We start from the raw sequence: 17192 nt of genomic DNA on the forward strand, positions 1-17192 counted from the left end.
GCTTAATTACTTTCCATAATGAATGTCAATAATATCTATTTGTAAATTGCCGGCTGGCCGTTGCCATATCACACTATCACCGACTTTTCGTCCAATCAATGCGCGGGCAATGGGGGAAATATAGCTCACTTTATGTTCGGCAATGTTGGCCTCATCCTCGCCAACGATAATAAAGCCACTTACTTCACCCGTTTCATCTTCCACTTTGACGTGTGCGCCAAACAATACGGTATGTTGATCTTGTTGTGCTGGGTCGACCAATATTGCATTTTCTAACCGTGCGCTAATATAGCGTAAATCACGTTCAATCACCCCAAAGCGCTGATTGGCTGTTGGATCGTCTTTGCGTTTACTCAGTGTCAGACGTTCTTGCGCTAATGCTTGTGCTTGCGACTCCAGTTGTGCCAACCCTGCAGGTGTCACGTAGTTAGGGTGAGCGCTGACTGGCCGTTCAGGTAAATCGGTTCCCGCATGTTCCAAATCATCTTCTTTGACGAAGCCACGACTCATGTTGCGGCCTGCATTTGTGTCATGGCAGAGGACACTTGGCGATGCGGCTCCGCTGGGTGCCAGCCTAATATAGTCAAGATCACGGCAAATCCAATGATGTAGGCTACAACGACATGCCAGCCTTGACGCAGCCATGCTTGGGTATTACGTGCTTCCGGGTACATGTTGCTAATGGCAACGCCTGCAGAGGAGCCAAACCATAGCATGGAACCACCAAAGCCAACGGCATAAGCAAGCATGCCCCAGTCGTAGCCACCTTGTTTAATCGCGAGTGCGGTCAAAGGAATATTGTCAAAAAATGCGGATACAAATCCCATGGCGAATGTGCTAGTCCAAGTAGCAACAGGTAATTTTTCTACCGGCATCAGTGATGCGCACATCACTAAGCATAGTAAAAACAATGACCCTTTAAATGTCTCGGGCAATATCTCCCAATCGTGACGGCGTATCTGCGTCGTGAGTAAAATAGCCACCCATAATGCAGTGCCTATCCAAGGGAATAAGTCGGCTTGTTCTGGCATCTGCAAATTAATAAAGAAATTGGTCCCTAGCGCAGCAAGCAGCATGCACGCCACAATCATTAGGCGTTTCCAATCTATATGTGCAGTGGCGGTTGCATCCTTGATGATGGGGGAGTAAGCATGTTGCTGCTTAGCTGCAACCCATCCCACCACGCATAATGCGGCAATCGCTGCCACGTAAGCATGCAATACTTGCGAGGGGGCAATCCCGGCAATCCACATCATGGTAGTGGTAGTATCACCCACTACTGAGCCCGCCCCGCCGGCATTGGAGGCAGCCACGATACCAGCTAAATAGCCAATATGGACTTTGCCCTTAAAGAGTTGGTGTGCCATGGCGCCGCCGATTAAAGCTGCCGCGATATTGTCTAAAAAACTGGATAGCACGAATACCAAGACCAGCAGCATAAAGCCGCCTTTCCAATCATCAGGTAAGTATTTGGGCAATACTTCTGGCATTTGGCTTTTCTCAAAATGGCGTGCGAGTAGGGCAAAGCCAGTGAGTAAACATAATAAATTAGCCAGTAATACCCACTCGTGATTGAGGTGGCTAAGGAAGCCTTGTAGACCAGCTCCGGTTTTAAACCCGGTAAATAACCATTGGTAGAGCACGATGCTGAGTAGTCCGCTGGCAGACACAGCGAGCGTATGCCTATGCAACGTGGCGACACCCAGCAGTGTTAACCCAAATAGCATAAACTCAACTGGCATGTGAATGCTTATTCCCACTCGATCGTTGCAGGGGGTTTGCCAGAAATGTCATACACCACGCGATTAATACCACGCACCTCATTGATGATGCGATTGGAGACTTTGCCCAATAAGCTGTAGGGAAGCTCTGCCCAGTGCGCCGTCATAAAATCACTGGTGACGACTGCGCGCAATGCCACGACATAATCATAAGTACGGCCATCGCCCATCACGCCTACCGATTTGACGGGCAAGAATACGGTAAAGGCTTGGCTGGTCAGTTCGTACCAAGTTTTGCCGGTTTTTTCGCATTTGGTATTGCGTAACTCTTCAATAAAGATAGCATCGGCACGTTGTAAGAGTAGGGCGTAATCACGTTTGACTTCACCCAAAATACGCACACCTAGGCCAGGGCCTGGGAATGGATGGCGGTAGACCATGTCATGTGGTAAACCAAGTGCGACGCCAAGTTCGCGTACTTCGTCTTTGAATAAATCGCGTAAAGGCTCTAATAGTTTTAGACCCAATTTTTCAGGTAAACCGCCTACATTGTGGTGGCTTTTAATCGTCACCGCTTTTTTAGATTTTGCGCCGCCGGATTCAATCACATCTGGATAAATAGTGCCTTGGGCCAGCCATTTTGCGTTCGCACATTTTTTGGCTTCTGATTGAAACACTTCAACAAATTCACCACCAATAATTTTACGTTTAGCTTCTGGGTCGCTCACGCCTGCTAATTTGCCCATAAACTGTTCGGTGGCATCCACGCGAATCACTTTGGCATGTAAGCGGCCTGCAAACATCTCCATGACCATGTCGCCTTCATTCAGGCGCAGTAAGCCATGGTCCACAAATACACAAGTGAGTTGGTCGCCAATGGCACGGTGAATCAATGCGGCGGCTACGCTGGAATCCACACCACCGGACAAGCCAAGAATTACTTCTTCGTCGCCTACTTGGGTTTTGATTTTGGCTACGGCTTCAGTAATGTAGTCACCCATGATCCAATCGGGTTTTGCGCTACAAATATCCAACACAAAGCGCTCTAGCATGGCTTGGCCTTGTTTGGTGTGTGTGACTTCCGGGTGGAACTGTACTGCGTAGAATTTACGCGACTCATCCGCCATCGCTGCAATCGGTGTGGTGTCATTACTGGCAATCACTTTAAAGCCAGTAGGTAGCTCGGTGACTTTATCGCCATGGCTCATCCATACGTCTATCAAGCCATGTCCTTCTGTATTGGTCGCATCTTGAATGTCGCGGAATAGTGCAGAGTGTGCGCGAGCACGCACTTGTGCATAACCAAACTCACGTTTGTGACCTGCTTCTACTTTGCCGCCGAGTTGCTGCGCCATGGTTTGCATACCGTAGCAAATACCTAGCACAGGCTTACCTAACTCAAATACGGCTTGTGGCGCCTTATCAGTTTCTTCTTCATACACGCTGGCATGGCTACCGGAGAGAATGATGCCATCGGCGCCAAAGTTGCGCACAAACTCATCTGATACATCACAAGGATGAATTTCACAATAGACATGGGCTTCGCGCACGCGGCGGGCAATCAGTTGTGTGACTTGAGAGCCAAAATCGAGAATCAATATTTTGCTATGCATGGTTGTCGTTTGCTTTAAGACATAAAGGCACAGTAGCTCAGAAAAATTCTGAGTGCTGTGCCTTTTTAGAGTTATTAAAAAGGGTTAATCAATACGATAGTTGGGCGCTTCTTTGGTAATTTGTACATCATGCACATGCGATTCACGCATCCCGGCACTGGTAATTTGCACAAACTCTGCTTTGCTGCGCATCTCTTGAATGGATGCAGCCCCTACATAGCCCATCGAGGCACGTAAGCCACCCATTAATTGGTGAATCACAGCCAATACACTGCCTTTATAGGGTACGCGGCCTTCAATACCTTCGGGCACTAATTTGTCGGCATTGCCATTGTTGTCTTGGAAGTAGCGGTCACTGGAGCCTTTTTGCATGGCACCAATCGAACCCATGCCGCGGTAAGATTTGTAAGAGCGACCTTGGAACAACTCTACTTCGCCAGGCGCTTCTTCTGTCCCAGCAAACATGCCGCCTAGCATGACGCTATAAGCACCTGCTGCAATGGCTTTAGAGATGTCGCCAGAAAAACGAATACCACCATCGGCAATAAATGGCACGCCTGTGCCTTCTAGCGCTTCTGCTACATTGCTGATTGCTGAGATTTGTGGAACGCCTACACCAGCTACGATACGCGTCGTGCAAATGGAGCCTGGGCCAATGCCGACTTTAACAGCATCTGCACCAGCATCTACCAGTGCTTTGGCAGCGCTAGCCGTTGCAATGTTGCCACCGATGACTTCAATTTTAGGAAAGTGTTTTTTTACCCAAGTGACGCGATCCAAAACACCTTGAGAGTGACCATGTGCGGTATCTACCACAATCACGTCTACGCCAGCTTCGGCTAACGCTTCTACGCGCTCCTCTGTGCCTTCTCCTACACCCACGGCAGCGCCTACGCGTAAACGACCTTTGCTGTCTTTGCATGCAAATGGGTGATCGCTCGATTTTTGAATGTCTTTGACGGTAATTAAACCTTTGAGCGTGTCATGGTCATCAATCACTAGCACACGCTCTAAGCGGTGCTGGTGTAATAGGTGAATGACATCTTCTTTGCTGGCGCCTTCACGTACCGTCACTAAGCGGTTGCGCGGCGTCATGATATTTTGGATGGTTTGATCTAAATTGGTTTCAAACCGCAAATCACGGTTAGTGACAATCCCGACAATCTTGTCATTGTCTACTACCGGTAGACCGGAGATTTTGTGCAGTTGTGTCAGTGCAATCACATCGCGCACAGACATATGGGGGGAAATAGTAATCGGGTCATTCACCACGCCAGATTCAAAGCGCTTCACACGTGACACATGCGCAGCTTGTTTGATGGACGTCATGTTTTTATGAATGATACCTAAACCGCCTTCTTGCGCCAGTGCAATGGCTAATGGCGCTTCAGTGACGGTATCCATGGCGGCAGACACCAACGGAATGTTGAGCTTAATTTTACGGGTGAGTTGCGTGCTTAAATTTACTTCACGCGGCATGACGATCGAATGTGCAGGAACTAATAAAACGTCATCAAAGGTTAGGGCTTGTTGCAACAAACGCATGTGAAATCCTTAATCTCCAAAACGAGATTATACCGATTTGCAACACTTATTCAAAGTTCAACGTGATAATTCCGCCATGTTGCATTCAACCGATTGGGCTTTGCTGCGTTTTACAGTAAACTCAACCATAACAATAGAAAGATAATGTGGTTTGGTCTGGCATTCTTTTTTTATAAAAATAATAAATAAAATCAACTGGATAGGACATGATATGAGAGATGGTCGTTCAAAATTATTGATCGCTTTGGGTGTGTTACTAGTGACAGCACTGCCGGTGCAAGCAGAGATTTATAAGTGGGTAGATAAAGACGGTACAGTGAAGTATACCGATACGCCGCCGCCTGCTGGTGCTAAATCGCTGTCCACCATCAAAAAGAAAGCGACTAGCCCAGCAGTGATTCCTGCGCCTGCAACTGCAACTCCTGAGGGTGGTTTAACAAATCCTACTCTTGCACAACCTGCGGGTGGTGATGGTGCTGCATCGGAGCAGGAAATGGCGAAGAAAAAGCGTGAAATAGACGAAATCGAAAAGAAAAACAAAGCTGAGAAAGAGGCGCAGGCCAAGCAAAAGCAACTGAATTGTAGTGCCGCCAAAGCCAATTACCAGAGTTACAGTCAGGGTGGGCGCGTTTACCGTATGAATGAAAAAGGTGAGCGTGAGTACTTGGATGATAAAGGATTATCGGATGGTGCAGCTAAAGCCAAACGCGATATGCAGGAGTATTGCTCTTAAGCTCGGTAGTCGAGGTGGTCGGTAGGGGATTACACTTCATCAGTAGCTAAATCGCCACCACCTTTTTTCATCACTTTTCCGTCCGCAGCACGTTGTTTTCTCACTGCTTTCGGGTCGGCAATCAGCGGGCGGTAGATTTCCACGCGATCCATTTGGCGCAATGCTGTGTCGTTTTTGGCGAGTTTGCCGAAAATGCCTAGTTGGAGCGCGTTAGCATCAATGTCGGGGAATTTTTGTAATATGCCCGACAGTTTGACTGCTTCTTCTGCCGTGCATTCTGCATGTACTTTCAATGGGATAATCAGTTGCTCATGTGGCAATGCGTAGGCGACCTCTACGGTGATTAGGTGCATGGTTGATTCGTTCATATAATGGATTTTCCTAGTTACTCAGCGGTACACTTCATCTGCTCGCAGCACAAAGCTATCTACAAATGTATTGGCGATATGGCTGAATACTGGGGCAATGATTTTTTCTAATATTGTATTTGAAAATTCGTAATTCAGTTTAAATTCAATTTTACAGGCATCTTCGCGTAGTGCAATAAAGTACCAGTGGCCTTCCATATGTCTGAATGGCCCATCGGAGAGTTGGATGTCCATGCGATGCGGATATTGCTTTGTGTTGCGTGTGGTGAAATGCTGTTTGATCCCATGGTAATTAATATGCAGCGTGGCTTGTGTCACATGTTCTGTTTGCTCATGCACGTCTACACCACCACACCATGGCAGAAAGCTTGAGTAGTGTGTGACATCATCGACCAATGCAAACATTTGGGCGCATGAGTGCATCACCAAAACCGTTTTTTCAACTTGTGCCATGCCAATACGACGAGATAGAGTAAAATGCTATTTTAAGTCATTCACCCGCAAAATAAAGATTTATGAGCATTGCCCAAAATAAAAAAGCCTTTTTCGATTATTTTATCGAAGAAAAATATGAGGCTGGCCTCGTCCTGGAAGGTTGGGAAGTCAAGGCAATCCGTGAAAACCGCATCAACCTGAAAGAGGCTTATGTGGTGATTATGCGTGGGGAAGTGTATTTGATTGGCTGTCATGTAACGCCTTTAGGTGCGGCGTCTACGCACATTCGTCCCGATGCGATTAGAACGCGCAAATTATTGTTGCATAACGAGGAAATTGCAAAGCTGATTGGCAAAGTAGAGCGCGCTGGCTATACGCTGGTGCCGTTGGATATGCACTTCACGCGCGGTAGAGTCAAGCTGCAAATAGGGCTGGCCAAGGGTAAAAAACAGCATGATAAGCGTGATACGGAAAAAGCGCGTGACTGGGAGCGCGAAAAAGGCCGCATTATGCGCGCACATAATAAATAGCTAGTATAAAAAATAGAGAGTTGTACAGCGTTTTATTTCACTTATTTATCACCTCGTTGATTGTGGTGAAACGCCCTTTACGGTAAAATTTCATCCCGTCTGCAATGTTTCGCAAAGTTCTCAATGACCAAATATGTATTCGTTACTGGCGGTGTTGTATCTTCACTTGGTAAAGGTATCGCAGCGGCCAGTCTAGGCGCGATTTTAGAGTCGCGCGGTATCAAAGTCACCATGCTCAAATTGGATCCCTACATTAACGTGGATCCCGGCACCATGTCTCCCTTTCAACACGGCGAAGTATTCGTCACCGATGACGGTGCGGAGACGGATCTGGACTTAGGCCATTACGAGCGCTTTATTAGCAGTCGTATGGCCAAACGTAATAATTTCACTACCGGTCAAATTTACGAGACCGTGATTAAAAAAGAACGTCGTGGGGAGTATTTGGGCAAAACTGTCCAAGTCATTCCGCATATCACCGATGAAATTAAAACCCATATCAAGCGCGGTGCAGAAGGTGCAGATGTGGCAATTGTGGAAGTCGGCGGCACGGTGGGGGATATTGAATCACTACCGTTTTTGGAGGCCATTCGCCAAATGGGCTTTGAAGAAGGTAAGAACAATGCCTGCTATGTGCATTTGACTTTATTGCCTTGGATTCCAACCGCAGGCGAACTTAAAACCAAACCAACACAGCACTCGGTGAAAGAGCTACGTGAAATTGGTATTCAGCCCGATATCTTATTGTGTCGCGCTGAACGCGAAATTCCAGAAGATGAAAAGCGTAAAATTGCCTTGTTTACCAATGTCTCATTTGAGGCGGTCATCAGCGCGATTGATAGCGATTCCATCTATAAAATCCCTGGCCTATTGCATGAGCAAATGATGGACGAGATTGTCTGCCACAAGCTCAATATTTTGGCAAAAGCTGCCGATTTGTCTGCGTGGCACAAGATTACGCACGCTGTTGCGAACCCCAAACACAATATTGATATTGCCTTCGTGGGTAAATATGTCGATTTGACCGAGTCATACAAGTCACTGACCGAGGCGCTGATTCATGCCGGTATTCACACTGAGTCTAAAGTAAAAATTCATTATATCGACAGTGAAGAAATTGAGAAGTCTGGTACAGATAAGCTAGAATCCATGGATGCGATTTTGATTCCGGGTGGGTTTGGTGTGCGCGGTACCGAAGGTAAAATTAGTGCTATTCAATATGCGCGCGAACATAAAATTCCTTACCTTGGCATCTGTTTGGGTATGCAGCTCGCAGTGATTGAGTTTGCACGTAATGTAGCAGGATTAAAAGATGCGAACAGTACAGAGTTCAACCCACAAGCTGAGCATAAACTGATTGGTTTGATTACAGAGTGGCAAGATGCTACCGGTAAAAAAGAAACGCGGGATGAAAGTTCTGATTTAGGTGGCACCATGCGTTTAGGTGCACAACGCTGCCCAATTGAACCGAATACCATTGCAGCAAGTGTGTATGGTACAGATGTGAATGAGCGCCATCGCCATCGTTATGAAGTGAATAACCATTATGTGGAACAATTGAAAGCGGCTGGGCTAGTGATTTCTGCGCGGACGCCGACTGAGGAGTTGTGTGAGATGATTGAGTTACCACAATCGACACATCCATGGTTTGTGGCGTGTCAGTTCCACCCAGAGTTTACTTCTAATCCGCGTGCAGGTCATCCGCTATTCAAGGCGTATGTGTTAGCAGCGCTAGCTCATAAAACCAAAGGGAGTGATGCATGAAGTTATGCCACTTTGAGGCAGGCTTAGAGCATCCGCTGTTCCTGATTGCTGGGCCATGCGTGATTGAGTCTAAACAAATGGCCATTGATACGGCTGGGCAATTGAAAGAGATTGCAAGCCGTGTGGGCATCCCGTTTATCTACAAGTCTTCTTACGACAAAGCCAATCGTAGCTCTACCAAGACGTTTCGTGGATTTGGCATGGAAGAAGGCTTGCGCATATTAGATGACGTGCGTGCACAAATTGGTGTGCCAATATTGACCGATGTACACACAGAAGAGCAAGTGCCACATGTCGCTGCGGTAGTAGATGTGCTGCAAACACCAGCCTTTCTTTGCCGTCAGACCGATTTTATTGTGGCGGTAGCGACTTGTGGTAAGCCTGTGAACATTAAAAAAGGCCAGTTTTTAGCGCCTGGTGATATGCGTCAAGTGGTGAGTAAAGCCAAAGAAGCCAATGGTGGCGCAGATACTATTATGGTGTGTGAGCGCGGCGCTTCGTTTGGGTATAACACGTTGGTATCGGATATGCGTGGTTTAGCAATCATGCGCGAAACACACTGTCCAGTGGTGTTTGATGCCACGCATTCGGTACAGCAGCCAGGTGGTCAGGGCGATAAAAGTGGCGGTCAGCGTGAGTTTGTGCCGGTATTGGCCAGAGCGGCTGTTGCAAGTGGTATTGCCGGCGTATTCATGGAAACACATCCTGATCCGGCAAAAGCCTTATCCGATGGGCCCAACGCATGGCCATTACATAAAATGGAAGATTTGTTACATCTCTTAGTTGATTTGGATCGCGTAGTAAAAAAAGCAGGCTTTGCCGAGCAAAGCTTATAAGCGTATCGCTGAAAAATATTGACATACATTAAGGACTAAAACATGAGCGCAATTGTAGATATCATCGCCCGCGAAATTATGGATTCTCGCGGTAACCCAACGATAGAAGCCGACGTATTACTTGAAAGTGGTGTCATTGGTCGCGCTGCTGTGCCTTCTGGCGCATCCACTGGGGCTAAAGAAGCCATGGAGTTGCGCGATGGCGATAAAGGGCGTTATTTAGGTAAGGGCGTGTTGCAAGCAGTAGAGAACGTCAATACGGAAATTACTGAAGCGATTATTGGGTTGGATTGTGAAGAGCAAAGCTTTATCGACAAAACATTGATTGAGCTGGATGGTACTGAGAATAAAGACCGTTTGGGCGCAAATGCTATTTTGGCTGTGTCTCTGGCTTGCGCACGCGCAGCAGCAGAGGAAAGTGGTTTGCCACTGTACCGTTATTTAGGTGGCTCTGGTGCAATGCAATTGCCTACGCCGATGATGAACATTATCAACGGTGGTGCGCACGCAGATAATTCTGTCGATATGCAAGAATTCATGATTATTCCGGCCGGTTTACCTACATTCCGTGAGGCATTACGTTGCGGTGCAGAAGTATTTCACCAATTGAAAAAAACACTGCATAAAAAAGGCTTGGCAACTACAGTGGGTGACGAAGGTGGCTTTGCACCTAATCTGCCATCCAATGAGTCAGCCATTCAATTGATTATGGAGTCGATCTCAGACGCAGGTTACGAGCCAGGTCGCGATGTGTTCTTAGGTTTAGATTGTGCAAGTACTGAGTTCTATAAAGATGGTAAATACCACCTAGCGTCAGAAGGCGTGTCATTGACCTCTGCGCAATTTACGGATTACTTAGCTACTTGGGTGGATAAATACCCTATTATCTCGATTGAAGATGGCATGGGTGAGTTTGACTGGGACGGCTGGGATATTCTTACCCAACGACTAGGTAAAACAACGCAATTGGTTGGGGATGATTTGTTTGTTACCAACGCAAAAATCTTACGTGAGGGCATCCGCCGTGGTGTAGCTAATTCTGTACTGATTAAAGTGAATCAAATTGGTACATTGACTGAGACTTTCCAAACCATTGAGATGGCAAAACGTGCAGGTTATACGGCAGTCGTATCACATCGCTCTGGCGAAACAGAAGATACAACGATTGCAGATATCTCAGTTGCGACAAATGCGTTGCAAATTAAAACCGGTTCATTATGCCGTTCTGAGCGCGTAGCTAAATACAACCAATTATTGCGTATTGAAGAAGAGTTGGGTGATGCGACTAGCTATGCTGGTAAAGACGCGTTTTATCAGTTATTTAAATAAGTACAGTTGAAAGCACTTACGCTTATTTTTGTTGTACTCATTGCCTTGCTACAGTACCCACTGTGGCTAGGCAAGGGTAGCTGGCTTAGGGTTTGGAATGTGAGTCAAAAAATTGACGAGCAAAAGAAACTTAATGTCAGCTTCAAGTTGCGTAATGACACATTGCGCGCAGAAGTCCGTGATTTAAAACAAGGCAATGCTGCGATTGAAGAGCGTGCGCGTAGCGAGCTTGGCATGATTAAAGAAGACGAAGTGTTCTATCAGGTCATCGACCAGCCAATGCCAGCTCAGCCTGTCTTACCTACACCTCAGCTCTCTATCAAACCTAACGAGTAAGGCATTACTTTTTGTTCCAGTGCAACGGCTTGCCAAAACACTGTACCGACTTGTTGTGCTTCGATTCTAAGCTCGGCTAACACATCAAATCCGCCTGTTGCATGCGGGGCGCTACGTACAATTTGCCCTACCTCACTCTGGTTAGCATCTACAATTTTATCTCCTGCACTCGGCTTATTTTCGCCTGGCACATGCATAAGAAAAGTACGGCGCTTAACGGTGCCGAGATAGTGTGTGCGTGCGACAATTTCTTGGCCGGTATAACATCCTTTTTTAAAGTTAATGGCATTGAGTAAGTCTAAATTCACCATCTGTGGGACGAATTGCTCTTGTGTAGCCGGTACGATTTCTGGAATGCCTGCATTCACCTCAAGCCAATCCCAGCAAGGTTTTCCAGCGGGGGTTGCCTTTTGTTTGAGCGACTCCCATAGCGCTATTGCATGGTCGAGTGTTGTAAATATTTGGTAGCGATCATGACCGGCTATGCTGGGCAGTTTAAGCAGAGTTGCTTGCTCTAGTGTGCTAAGCGCATAGTGTGCTGCTGGCACCTCACTGAAATGTTGTAGCAATATTTGCGATGCATCCGGGCCATTGAGTCCCAGTTTGATAATACGGTCTGATGTATCGCTAATGGTGACTTTGCTTCTCATGACATACATTTTCAAGCGTTTGCTCACCGCATCCGCAATGGATTTCGGCAGTTGTAAATGCAAATGATCTTGATGTGCAAACGCTAGAAACAGCGCAAGCAATCTGCCCTTGGGTGAGCAATAACCCGTGTAATGCGCATGCTTTCCATCCAATAGTTTTACATCATTGGTGACTTGTCCTTGCAAAAAAGGCACGGCATCTGCACCGCTGACTTCTAGCAAGGTCAGATGTGATAAATCATACAATGTGTTGTGCTGAGCGGTGCGTTTAAGCGCTTGTTGTTGGTCACCAAAATGCATGGCGTCACCATCTACGTGTGCGCCTTGAGCGATTAAATGTGATTGCCATTGCGTTGCAGTCATGCCAGTATGTGCCTAACGATAAAGTTAAAAAAATGAAAACGCGAATAGTGCCAGCGATACATGTCGCACTCCAACCTTCTTACTTGATATTGGGATGCTATGTGTTTGTTTCAATACTCAGCCTTTTGAGTGTATTGCAAACCAGTTTCTCTATACTACTCAAGTGTGTGATTGTCTGTGCGGTGATTATAGCGACAATTTACACGATATTGCAGGATGTCTTGTTGAGGCTGCCATGGTCTTGGAAGTTGGTTGAGGTGACTAGCCAAGGGAAAGTGCGTGTGCACAACCAGCGGGGCGAACTATTTGAGGTAGTGCCATTGGCTTCTTCAGTCAGTCACCCTTGGCTGACGATTCTACGTTTTAAACGACTCACTTATCAGCATGAGTGGAGAAATAGCCTAATGCTCACTGCTTGGCAAGTGCGAGACCCGCAGCAGTTTCGTAAATTACGTGTTTGGCTCAACTGGGGGAGGGCTGATAAAAAACATCAGCCCTTAGTTGACGTTGCTTTGCCCGAGTAACGTGAAAAGCGCTTCAAAAGCACATGCCAAGCGTGCTTAGTTTCTTGGATGGGATGCTTAGGGATATACGCCATCAAGAACAGTAGTCCGGCCAAGCTTGCCAATAACCAGCGTAATTCAAAGCGTGCTTTATCGCGTCGGGCAGGGGGCTGGTTTTTCATTGCAGCCAATACGTTTTGTATACTTTCGCCATTGACATAGTTGCCAGTCACTTCTTTGGCAATGGATTCAAGGTATTTCTCATCTAATCTAGATAAAAAACGATCGCTTTCACTAGGTGCGACGTTGTCATCCCGAATGCCGATATTCGCCTCTGAGATTTGCGCAATGCCCGGTTGCATGGCAAAACTTTCGCTAGACCAGTAACCAATCAACTGATTATGTTCGTCTAGTTTGGGTACAGCAGTGCCTTTGTCACTGCCAATGCCAACAAATAGCCAGTTTTTGCCACCCTGAAATCCGGTGAGGTCTTTGGTGTTAAACGCGTGCAGCCTAGGTGCTTCTTCACCATCGCTAAAATAAACCACCTGTGCAGGCTCCGGGAAGCTACGAATAAGTTTGGCTAAGGTAAACATGCTTTCTCGCACGCGACTATTGCCAGACCAGCCCATACGCCAATCTAAGTGATCGATGCTGTCTTCAATCGCATGGAAATTTTCGCATACTTCAATCGGCGTATATAAAGCAGCTACGCTAACGCCAGCAAATAAGCCAATACTGACCAAGGTACCACAAGGCAGTTCGCCAATCACACGGTGTAGCATATGTTGTTGGTATTCCATGCGTGAGACAGGCTTGCCCAAAATCGACATGTCTTTCACGTTCATGCTTTGTGAAATGTCTGCAACAAGCAAGTAACTGTAAATGTCACGTTTAATCGGGATGCTTGGCTTAAACATGGCGACGATTAACAACAGCAAAGCAGCCGCCAATAAGGCTAAGTCACGACGATGGCGTAAATAGTTAATGAGTTTTTTTGACATGATTTACGGCAATCCAACCGGAATATTGCCCATAATCAGCCCTGGTGTATCTGACTCACCCACGCCAGGCGTTGGCGTGCCTGGCAGCATGGTAAGCAGGCGATCAAAGTTGTGGCGTACATCCCAATGCGTATTGTCTAATTTTAACGAGGATTGATAGGCAGTTTTGGCTTGGCGGATAAAGTATTCCGCTTCGTTGCGTACCGTCATGCTGGTGCCGTTAATGGCTAGTCCGCGTAAAAAGAACATATTGCCTACGTTATACTGTATGGCGGCTTTTTGAGATGTATTGCCTTTTGGCATTAATTGCGTAAACAGTAAGGTGGCTTCTTTGTAGCGCTCTTTTTTAGCTAAATACAGGGCTGTCGCAAATTTAGCCTCAACACTTTGTTGATCCGTATCAGGGGTTTTTCCTGCAGAGACTGCTTTATTAAAGGCATGAATCTGCTGGATGCGCTGATAAGTGTATAAGCTGGCCAATATACATAGTAGGCTAATGCCAACCAGTAACCAGGTAAGTTTTTTGACTGTAAACCAAGATATTATGCTGTGCGCCATGTATTCACCTCTAAATATTTCACGCCTAATAGCAACGCAATCATGAGCGCTGCAATAAAAAAGAAAGCATTCGAAAAATCTTTACCGGGGATTTTTTCCAAATACTTGATAGGCTTTTTTTCTTTACGATTAATGTCATCAATCGCCATTTGTAATGTTCTTGGGTTCTCCGCTTCATAAGCGTTGAATGGCGTCTTCAGTGTTTTGAAGAACTCATATAGCTCAATTTCTGGCGGCAGCGGTTGGTCTTCTTGCGGTTTGTAGTTTTTATCAAAAATACTCAAACCACCAGGTTGTCTCAATACAATCCAATACAGGCCAATTTCCATGCGGTCAAACCATTCGCGGATTTTTTCCTGGGTATTGGCATCAATTCTGCCGGCACCATCAGAAAGCAAAATCACCGCACGTGAGCCTGAGTTAGGTACTTTGTCGAATAATCCAGCACCTGAAGTTAAACCGCTACCAATATTGGTTTGGAATAGTGCATTGCCTGCCGTGGCACGTACGGCGGCGACAATCGCTTCTTTATTTTCCGTTAGCGGCAACACATACATGGCAGAGTTACTAAAGGTAATCATGCCCATCATGTCGTTTTGGCGTGATTGCACAAACTGTGTGATCAAGCGGCTGGCTGCTGCTGATTTAGTTTCTCCCACGGTGGTGGCCGTTGAGCCAGAGAACGGGTCGTCCATACTTGCGCTGCGGTCCAGCACCAGTGCGATTTGTGCGCCTACGCCTATACGTTCGACTTCTTGCTGGTGGCTGTGCGGTCCACTTAAGCCAACAATGGTGCAAGCTAAAATACACACGGCGAGTATTTTTAAAATAAACCCAATCAGATTAGATAGCGGATCAGTCGGTAGCATTTCCACCCATGAATAATTACGGGTATGCGCGCGCTGAAACACTAGCGGTAACAACGCCAGTGGTAGTAGCCACAATATATAAGGGTTGGAAAACGCCATGGTTAAGCTGCCTTGCGTGTTGCGCTGTTGCGCGTAGTGCTCAAACTGTCTGGAATCAAACCACGCTCGCAGTCACGGCATTGCTTGCAAAATCGTGCTAACCACGCTAACTGTTGTTCTCCCGCCGGTTTGTCAGCATTGGGCTCAAAAAAAACTTGACGTGACAACTCAAAAAATTGGGCTAACTCAGCTTGAATATGCTGAAAAGCAGGTTTTTTTGCTAAAAATGCATTTAAATTGTTGCTGAATAAACTGTATCCTGCGCTGCTATTCAGTGCTTCATGCAAGTGGCTAGCCGCACCTTGAATGCCTTCTGCGGTATGAGGTGCTTTACGGATACTTCTGTAAGCTTTGGCAAACGGCCCGCCCATGCGTGGTAGCCATGTGTACTTGCCCAGCATGTATAACAGAGTAAGTAACGCAATCGCCAGCACTGCAAGCAATACGGTTAGGCGTGTTTGTAGTGGGGATGCATCTAATAAAAGCGGGCCTCGATAGCCACTCATGTCCTGCTCAATCTTGACCTGTCCGAATACAGAGATGGGTGAGATAGAGAAATTCCAGCTCGGAATTCTGTACCTATACACTTTTTTATCTTTGGATGAAGTATCGAGTAGGCGCAAATACTCGCCAGGCAATGCTGCAGGTTTGGCCACCACGTTATTGGTAAATACTTGATAACTCAAAGAAATATGATGGGTAGTCGCGTCTTTGGCACTTTCTTTTGAATAGTCCAGTTTGGATAGGTCAATACCAATTAGCTGACCTTTGTATCGGCGCTCATAACCTACAATCGGCAAAGACTCTTCTACCAGTACATAGGGTTTTTTAATGGTAACGGTGATTTCTCTCGTTAGCACATCGCCCACGGTATAGCCAACATCACGCTCCGGCTCTTGAATGTGGATACTGACAATGCCAGCTTTCACATCAGGCAAAAAATCAGTCTCTAGCGCATAAGCCTGATGATGCAACAGTGTGATGCTTGAGAGAGTGAGCAGGGTGCGTAAAAGTTTTTTCATGGTGTGTAGAAGTGCATTAGGCGGCAACAAATTGATGAAAGTATTCGGTCAGTGTGTCTGCATCAAACTCACCTTCCACAAAGAAAGGGGGCATATCAAACTGCATAAATAGTTTATAGATAGCTTCGCGACGCGCTTCAAAGGCAGCAATGATGCGATCGCGGTATTCTTTACGTAGGAAAAGCGTACGTTTCATACCACTTTCCGGATCCGTCACAGCCGTAATGCCAAACTCAGGCAGCGACTTATATTCATCTGCATCCCATAGCACAACGGGCACAATATGGTGCTTGAGTAAATTGGCCAGCGCCTCTTCCAGTTGTTTGAGTGGCATATGAAAATCAGACACCATGAATACCAGTGAACGCTCACGAGGCAAATAGCGCCATACATCGGCGATACCATCTCCAGACACCATTTGCGGATGATGCTCTTTCAGACGCTCCATCAGCTCTATGGCGCGCTGAGGTTTGAATGAAGCAGTGCTAATCCAATCCTCACGCACAATTTCATCAAAACCGACAAAGCCAAACGGATCTGCATTTCGACTCGCAGATCGTGCAATCGACTCAACAATGTCGGCCGCACGACGGATTTTTCGCGTTTGCGCGCCAAAATTCATACTGCCAGACATGTCACAAATGGCAAACACAGGTGTCGCGCTTTTTTGGTTAAACAAGCGTACATACACTTGTTCCATAGGGTCGCGTATGGTTTGGCGTAAATCAATCCGGCGAGGATCAGGATAAGCCACTAAAGTGGTATGACCAATAAACTCCATGCCCATGCCACGTTGCGTGCTGGCATGGCGCCCCGGGTGGCGCCCACGGTTTCTCCAGCCGATATGGTAGCTAAACTCTTTGATTTCGTTATACATAGTCATGTATCAAGCTCATGTATAAAATTCTCATGTA

The 17192-nt window shown here is 46.6% G+C and carries 19 protein-coding genes; 7 read left to right on the forward strand and 12 right to left on the reverse strand.

The genetic code is table 11. The features are described from left to right. Positions 1–6: 6 nt before the first annotated feature. The 4 genes from A3Q3_RS0100505 to guaB all read right to left on the reverse strand — a co-directional run bounded on the left by A3Q3_RS0100505 (position 7) and on the right by guaB (position 4879). On the reverse strand, positions 7–510 hold the full coding sequence (locus A3Q3_RS0100505; protein ID WP_020181601.1) for a GreA/GreB family elongation factor: 504 nt from the start codon (positions 508–510) through the stop codon (positions 7–9). Next, the gene (locus A3Q3_RS13420) at positions 507–1742 is read right to left on the reverse strand and encodes an SLC13 family permease (RefSeq protein ID WP_020181602.1); all 1236 of its coding nucleotides are present in this window, start codon (positions 1740–1742) and stop codon (positions 507–509) included. The genes A3Q3_RS0100505 and A3Q3_RS13420 overlap by 4 nt, the downstream gene beginning before the upstream one ends. An 8-nt stretch (positions 1743–1750) precedes the next feature. Continuing rightward, positions 1751–3334, reverse strand: a complete 1584-nt coding sequence (gene guaA / locus A3Q3_RS0100515; protein WP_020181603.1) for a glutamine-hydrolyzing GMP synthase — start codon at positions 3332–3334, stop codon at positions 1751–1753. A gap of 84 nt (positions 3335–3418) precedes the next feature. Continuing rightward, positions 3419–4879 carry an IMP dehydrogenase gene (gene guaB, locus A3Q3_RS0100520; protein ID WP_020181604.1) on the reverse strand — a complete coding sequence of 487 codons (1461 nt, stop codon included), beginning with the start codon at positions 4877–4879 and terminating at the stop codon, positions 3419–3421. Positions 4880–5090: 211 nt separating this feature from the next. On the opposite strand from guaB, the gene A3Q3_RS0100525 reads away from it, so the two are divergent. Then, a complete protein-coding gene (locus A3Q3_RS0100525) occupies positions 5091–5612 on the forward strand; it encodes a DUF4124 domain-containing protein (RefSeq protein ID WP_020181605.1) in 522 nt (173 codons plus the stop codon). Between the two features lie 29 nt (positions 5613–5641). On the opposite strand, the gene A3Q3_RS0100530 is transcribed toward A3Q3_RS0100525, so the two are convergent. Together A3Q3_RS0100530 and A3Q3_RS0100535 are read right to left on the reverse strand one after the other, a co-directional pair. Then, positions 5642–5980, reverse strand: a complete 339-nt coding sequence (locus tag A3Q3_RS0100530; protein ID WP_020181606.1) for an RnfH family protein — start codon at positions 5978–5980, stop codon at positions 5642–5644. A gap of 21 nt (positions 5981–6001) precedes the next feature. Next, complete coding sequence (locus A3Q3_RS0100535; RefSeq protein ID WP_020181607.1) at positions 6002–6433, reverse strand: type II toxin-antitoxin system RatA family toxin; 432 nt, start codon at positions 6431–6433, stop codon at positions 6002–6004. Positions 6434–6495: 62 nt separating this feature from the next. Between A3Q3_RS0100535 and smpB the strand changes: the two genes are divergently transcribed. The 5 genes from smpB (at position 6496) to ftsB (ending at position 11210) form a co-directional block, all read left to right on the forward strand. Next, complete coding sequence (gene smpB, locus A3Q3_RS0100540) at positions 6496–6945, forward strand: SsrA-binding protein SmpB (protein WP_020181608.1); 450 nt, start codon at positions 6496–6498, stop codon at positions 6943–6945. A 123-nt stretch (positions 6946–7068) separates the two neighbouring features. Next, positions 7069–8709: a CTP synthase gene (locus A3Q3_RS0100545; RefSeq protein WP_020181609.1), complete on the forward strand. Its 1641-nt coding sequence runs from the start codon at positions 7069–7071 to the stop codon at positions 8707–8709. Further along, positions 8706–9545 carry a 3-deoxy-8-phosphooctulonate synthase gene (kdsA, locus tag A3Q3_RS0100550; protein ID WP_020181610.1) on the forward strand — a complete coding sequence of 280 codons (840 nt, stop codon included), beginning with the start codon at positions 8706–8708 and terminating at the stop codon, positions 9543–9545. Before A3Q3_RS0100545 ends, kdsA begins: the two co-directional genes overlap by 4 nt. A 42-nt stretch (positions 9546–9587) precedes the next feature. Beyond that, entirely contained in the window at positions 9588–10874 is a 1287-nt protein-coding gene (gene eno, locus A3Q3_RS0100555; RefSeq protein WP_020181611.1) for a phosphopyruvate hydratase, read from the forward strand. 6 nt (positions 10875–10880) lie between these two features. Further along, the gene (ftsB, locus tag A3Q3_RS0100560; protein WP_020181612.1) at positions 10881–11210 is read left to right on the forward strand and encodes a cell division protein FtsB; all 330 of its coding nucleotides are present in this window, start codon (positions 10881–10883) and stop codon (positions 11208–11210) included. On the opposite strand, the gene A3Q3_RS0100565 is transcribed toward ftsB, so the two are convergent. Beyond that, on the reverse strand, positions 11183–12223 hold the full coding sequence (locus A3Q3_RS0100565) for a folate-binding protein YgfZ (protein WP_020181613.1): 1041 nt from the start codon (positions 12221–12223) through the stop codon (positions 11183–11185). The genes ftsB and A3Q3_RS0100565 overlap by 28 nt on opposite strands. Before the next feature lie 32 nt (positions 12224–12255). On the opposite strand from A3Q3_RS0100565, the gene A3Q3_RS0100570 reads away from it, so the two are divergent. Next, positions 12256–12747 (forward strand): hypothetical protein, encoded by a 492-nt coding sequence (locus A3Q3_RS0100570; RefSeq protein ID WP_157355009.1) that lies wholly within the window; start codon positions 12256–12258, stop codon positions 12745–12747. Here A3Q3_RS0100570 and A3Q3_RS0100575 read toward each other — a convergent pair. The 5 genes from A3Q3_RS0100575 to A3Q3_RS0100595 are packed head-to-tail and all read right to left on the reverse strand — an operon-like array spanning position 12714 to position 17155. After that, entirely contained in the window at positions 12714–13730 is a 1017-nt protein-coding gene (locus A3Q3_RS0100575; RefSeq protein ID WP_020181614.1) for a VWA domain-containing protein, read from the reverse strand. The two genes, A3Q3_RS0100570 and A3Q3_RS0100575, sit on opposite strands and share 34 nt — an antisense overlap. Before the next feature lie 3 nt (positions 13731–13733). After that, entirely contained in the window at positions 13734–14288 is a 555-nt protein-coding gene (locus tag A3Q3_RS0100580) for a hypothetical protein (protein WP_020181615.1), read from the reverse strand. Further along, entirely contained in the window at positions 14273–15256 is a 984-nt protein-coding gene (locus tag A3Q3_RS0100585; RefSeq protein ID WP_020181616.1) for a VWA domain-containing protein, read from the reverse strand. Before A3Q3_RS0100585 ends, A3Q3_RS0100580 begins: the two co-directional genes overlap by 16 nt. Before the next feature lie 2 nt (positions 15257–15258). Next, the gene (locus tag A3Q3_RS0100590; RefSeq protein ID WP_020181617.1) at positions 15259–16278 is read right to left on the reverse strand and encodes a hypothetical protein; all 1020 of its coding nucleotides are present in this window, start codon (positions 16276–16278) and stop codon (positions 15259–15261) included. Positions 16279–16294: 16 nt separating this feature from the next. Further along, positions 16295–17155 (reverse strand): DUF58 domain-containing protein, encoded by an 861-nt coding sequence (locus A3Q3_RS0100595; protein WP_033424983.1) that lies wholly within the window; start codon positions 17153–17155, stop codon positions 16295–16297. Between the last annotated feature and the right edge of the window lie 37 nt (positions 17156–17192).

This window comes from Methylotenera sp. 1P/1 (assembly GCF_000384355.1).
GTDB lineage: Bacteria > Pseudomonadota > Gammaproteobacteria > Burkholderiales > Methylophilaceae > Methylophilus.

What these genes read in the sequence shown, in the direction of transcription:
- A3Q3_RS0100595 (WP_033424983.1), bottom strand. Translation starts at nt 17,155, where the DNA reads ATGTATAACGAAATCAAAGAGTTTAGCTACCATATCGGCTGGAGAAAC.
- A3Q3_RS0100565 (WP_020181613.1), bottom strand. Translation starts at nt 12,223, where the DNA reads ATGACTGCAACGCAATGGCAATCACATTTAATCGCTCAAGGCGCACAC.
- A3Q3_RS0100505 (WP_020181601.1), bottom strand. Translation starts at nt 510, where the DNA reads ATGAGTCGTGGCTTCGTCAAAGAAGATGATTTGGAACATGCGGGAACC.
- A3Q3_RS0100580 (WP_020181615.1), bottom strand. Translation starts at nt 14,288, where the DNA reads ATGGCGCACAGCATAATATCTTGGTTTACAGTCAAAAAACTTACCTGG.
- eno (WP_020181611.1), top strand. Translation starts at nt 9,588, where the DNA reads ATGAGCGCAATTGTAGATATCATCGCCCGCGAAATTATGGATTCTCGC.
- guaA (WP_020181603.1), bottom strand. Translation starts at nt 3,334, where the DNA reads ATGCATAGCAAAATATTGATTCTCGATTTTGGCTCTCAAGTCACACAA.
- A3Q3_RS0100590 (WP_020181617.1), bottom strand. Translation starts at nt 16,278, where the DNA reads ATGAAAAAACTTTTACGCACCCTGCTCACTCTCTCAAGCATCACACTG.
- A3Q3_RS0100530 (WP_020181606.1), bottom strand. Translation starts at nt 5,980, where the DNA reads ATGAACGAATCAACCATGCACCTAATCACCGTAGAGGTCGCCTACGCA.
- kdsA (WP_020181610.1), top strand. Translation starts at nt 8,706, where the DNA reads ATGAAGTTATGCCACTTTGAGGCAGGCTTAGAGCATCCGCTGTTCCTG.
- guaB (WP_020181604.1), bottom strand. Translation starts at nt 4,879, where the DNA reads ATGCGTTTGTTGCAACAAGCCCTAACCTTTGATGACGTTTTATTAGTT.
- A3Q3_RS13420 (WP_020181602.1), bottom strand. Translation starts at nt 1,742, where the DNA reads ATGCCAGTTGAGTTTATGCTATTTGGGTTAACACTGCTGGGTGTCGCC.
- A3Q3_RS0100545 (WP_020181609.1), top strand. Translation starts at nt 7,069, where the DNA reads ATGACCAAATATGTATTCGTTACTGGCGGTGTTGTATCTTCACTTGGT.
- A3Q3_RS0100525 (WP_020181605.1), top strand. Translation starts at nt 5,091, where the DNA reads ATGAGAGATGGTCGTTCAAAATTATTGATCGCTTTGGGTGTGTTACTA.
- smpB (WP_020181608.1), top strand. Translation starts at nt 6,496, where the DNA reads ATGAGCATTGCCCAAAATAAAAAAGCCTTTTTCGATTATTTTATCGAA.
- A3Q3_RS0100535 (WP_020181607.1), bottom strand. Translation starts at nt 6,433, where the DNA reads ATGGCACAAGTTGAAAAAACGGTTTTGGTGATGCACTCATGCGCCCAA.
- A3Q3_RS0100575 (WP_020181614.1), bottom strand. Translation starts at nt 13,730, where the DNA reads ATGTCAAAAAAACTCATTAACTATTTACGCCATCGTCGTGACTTAGCC.
- A3Q3_RS0100570 (WP_157355009.1), top strand. Translation starts at nt 12,256, where the DNA reads ATGAAAACGCGAATAGTGCCAGCGATACATGTCGCACTCCAACCTTCT.
- A3Q3_RS0100585 (WP_020181616.1), bottom strand. Translation starts at nt 15,256, where the DNA reads ATGGCGTTTTCCAACCCTTATATATTGTGGCTACTACCACTGGCGTTG.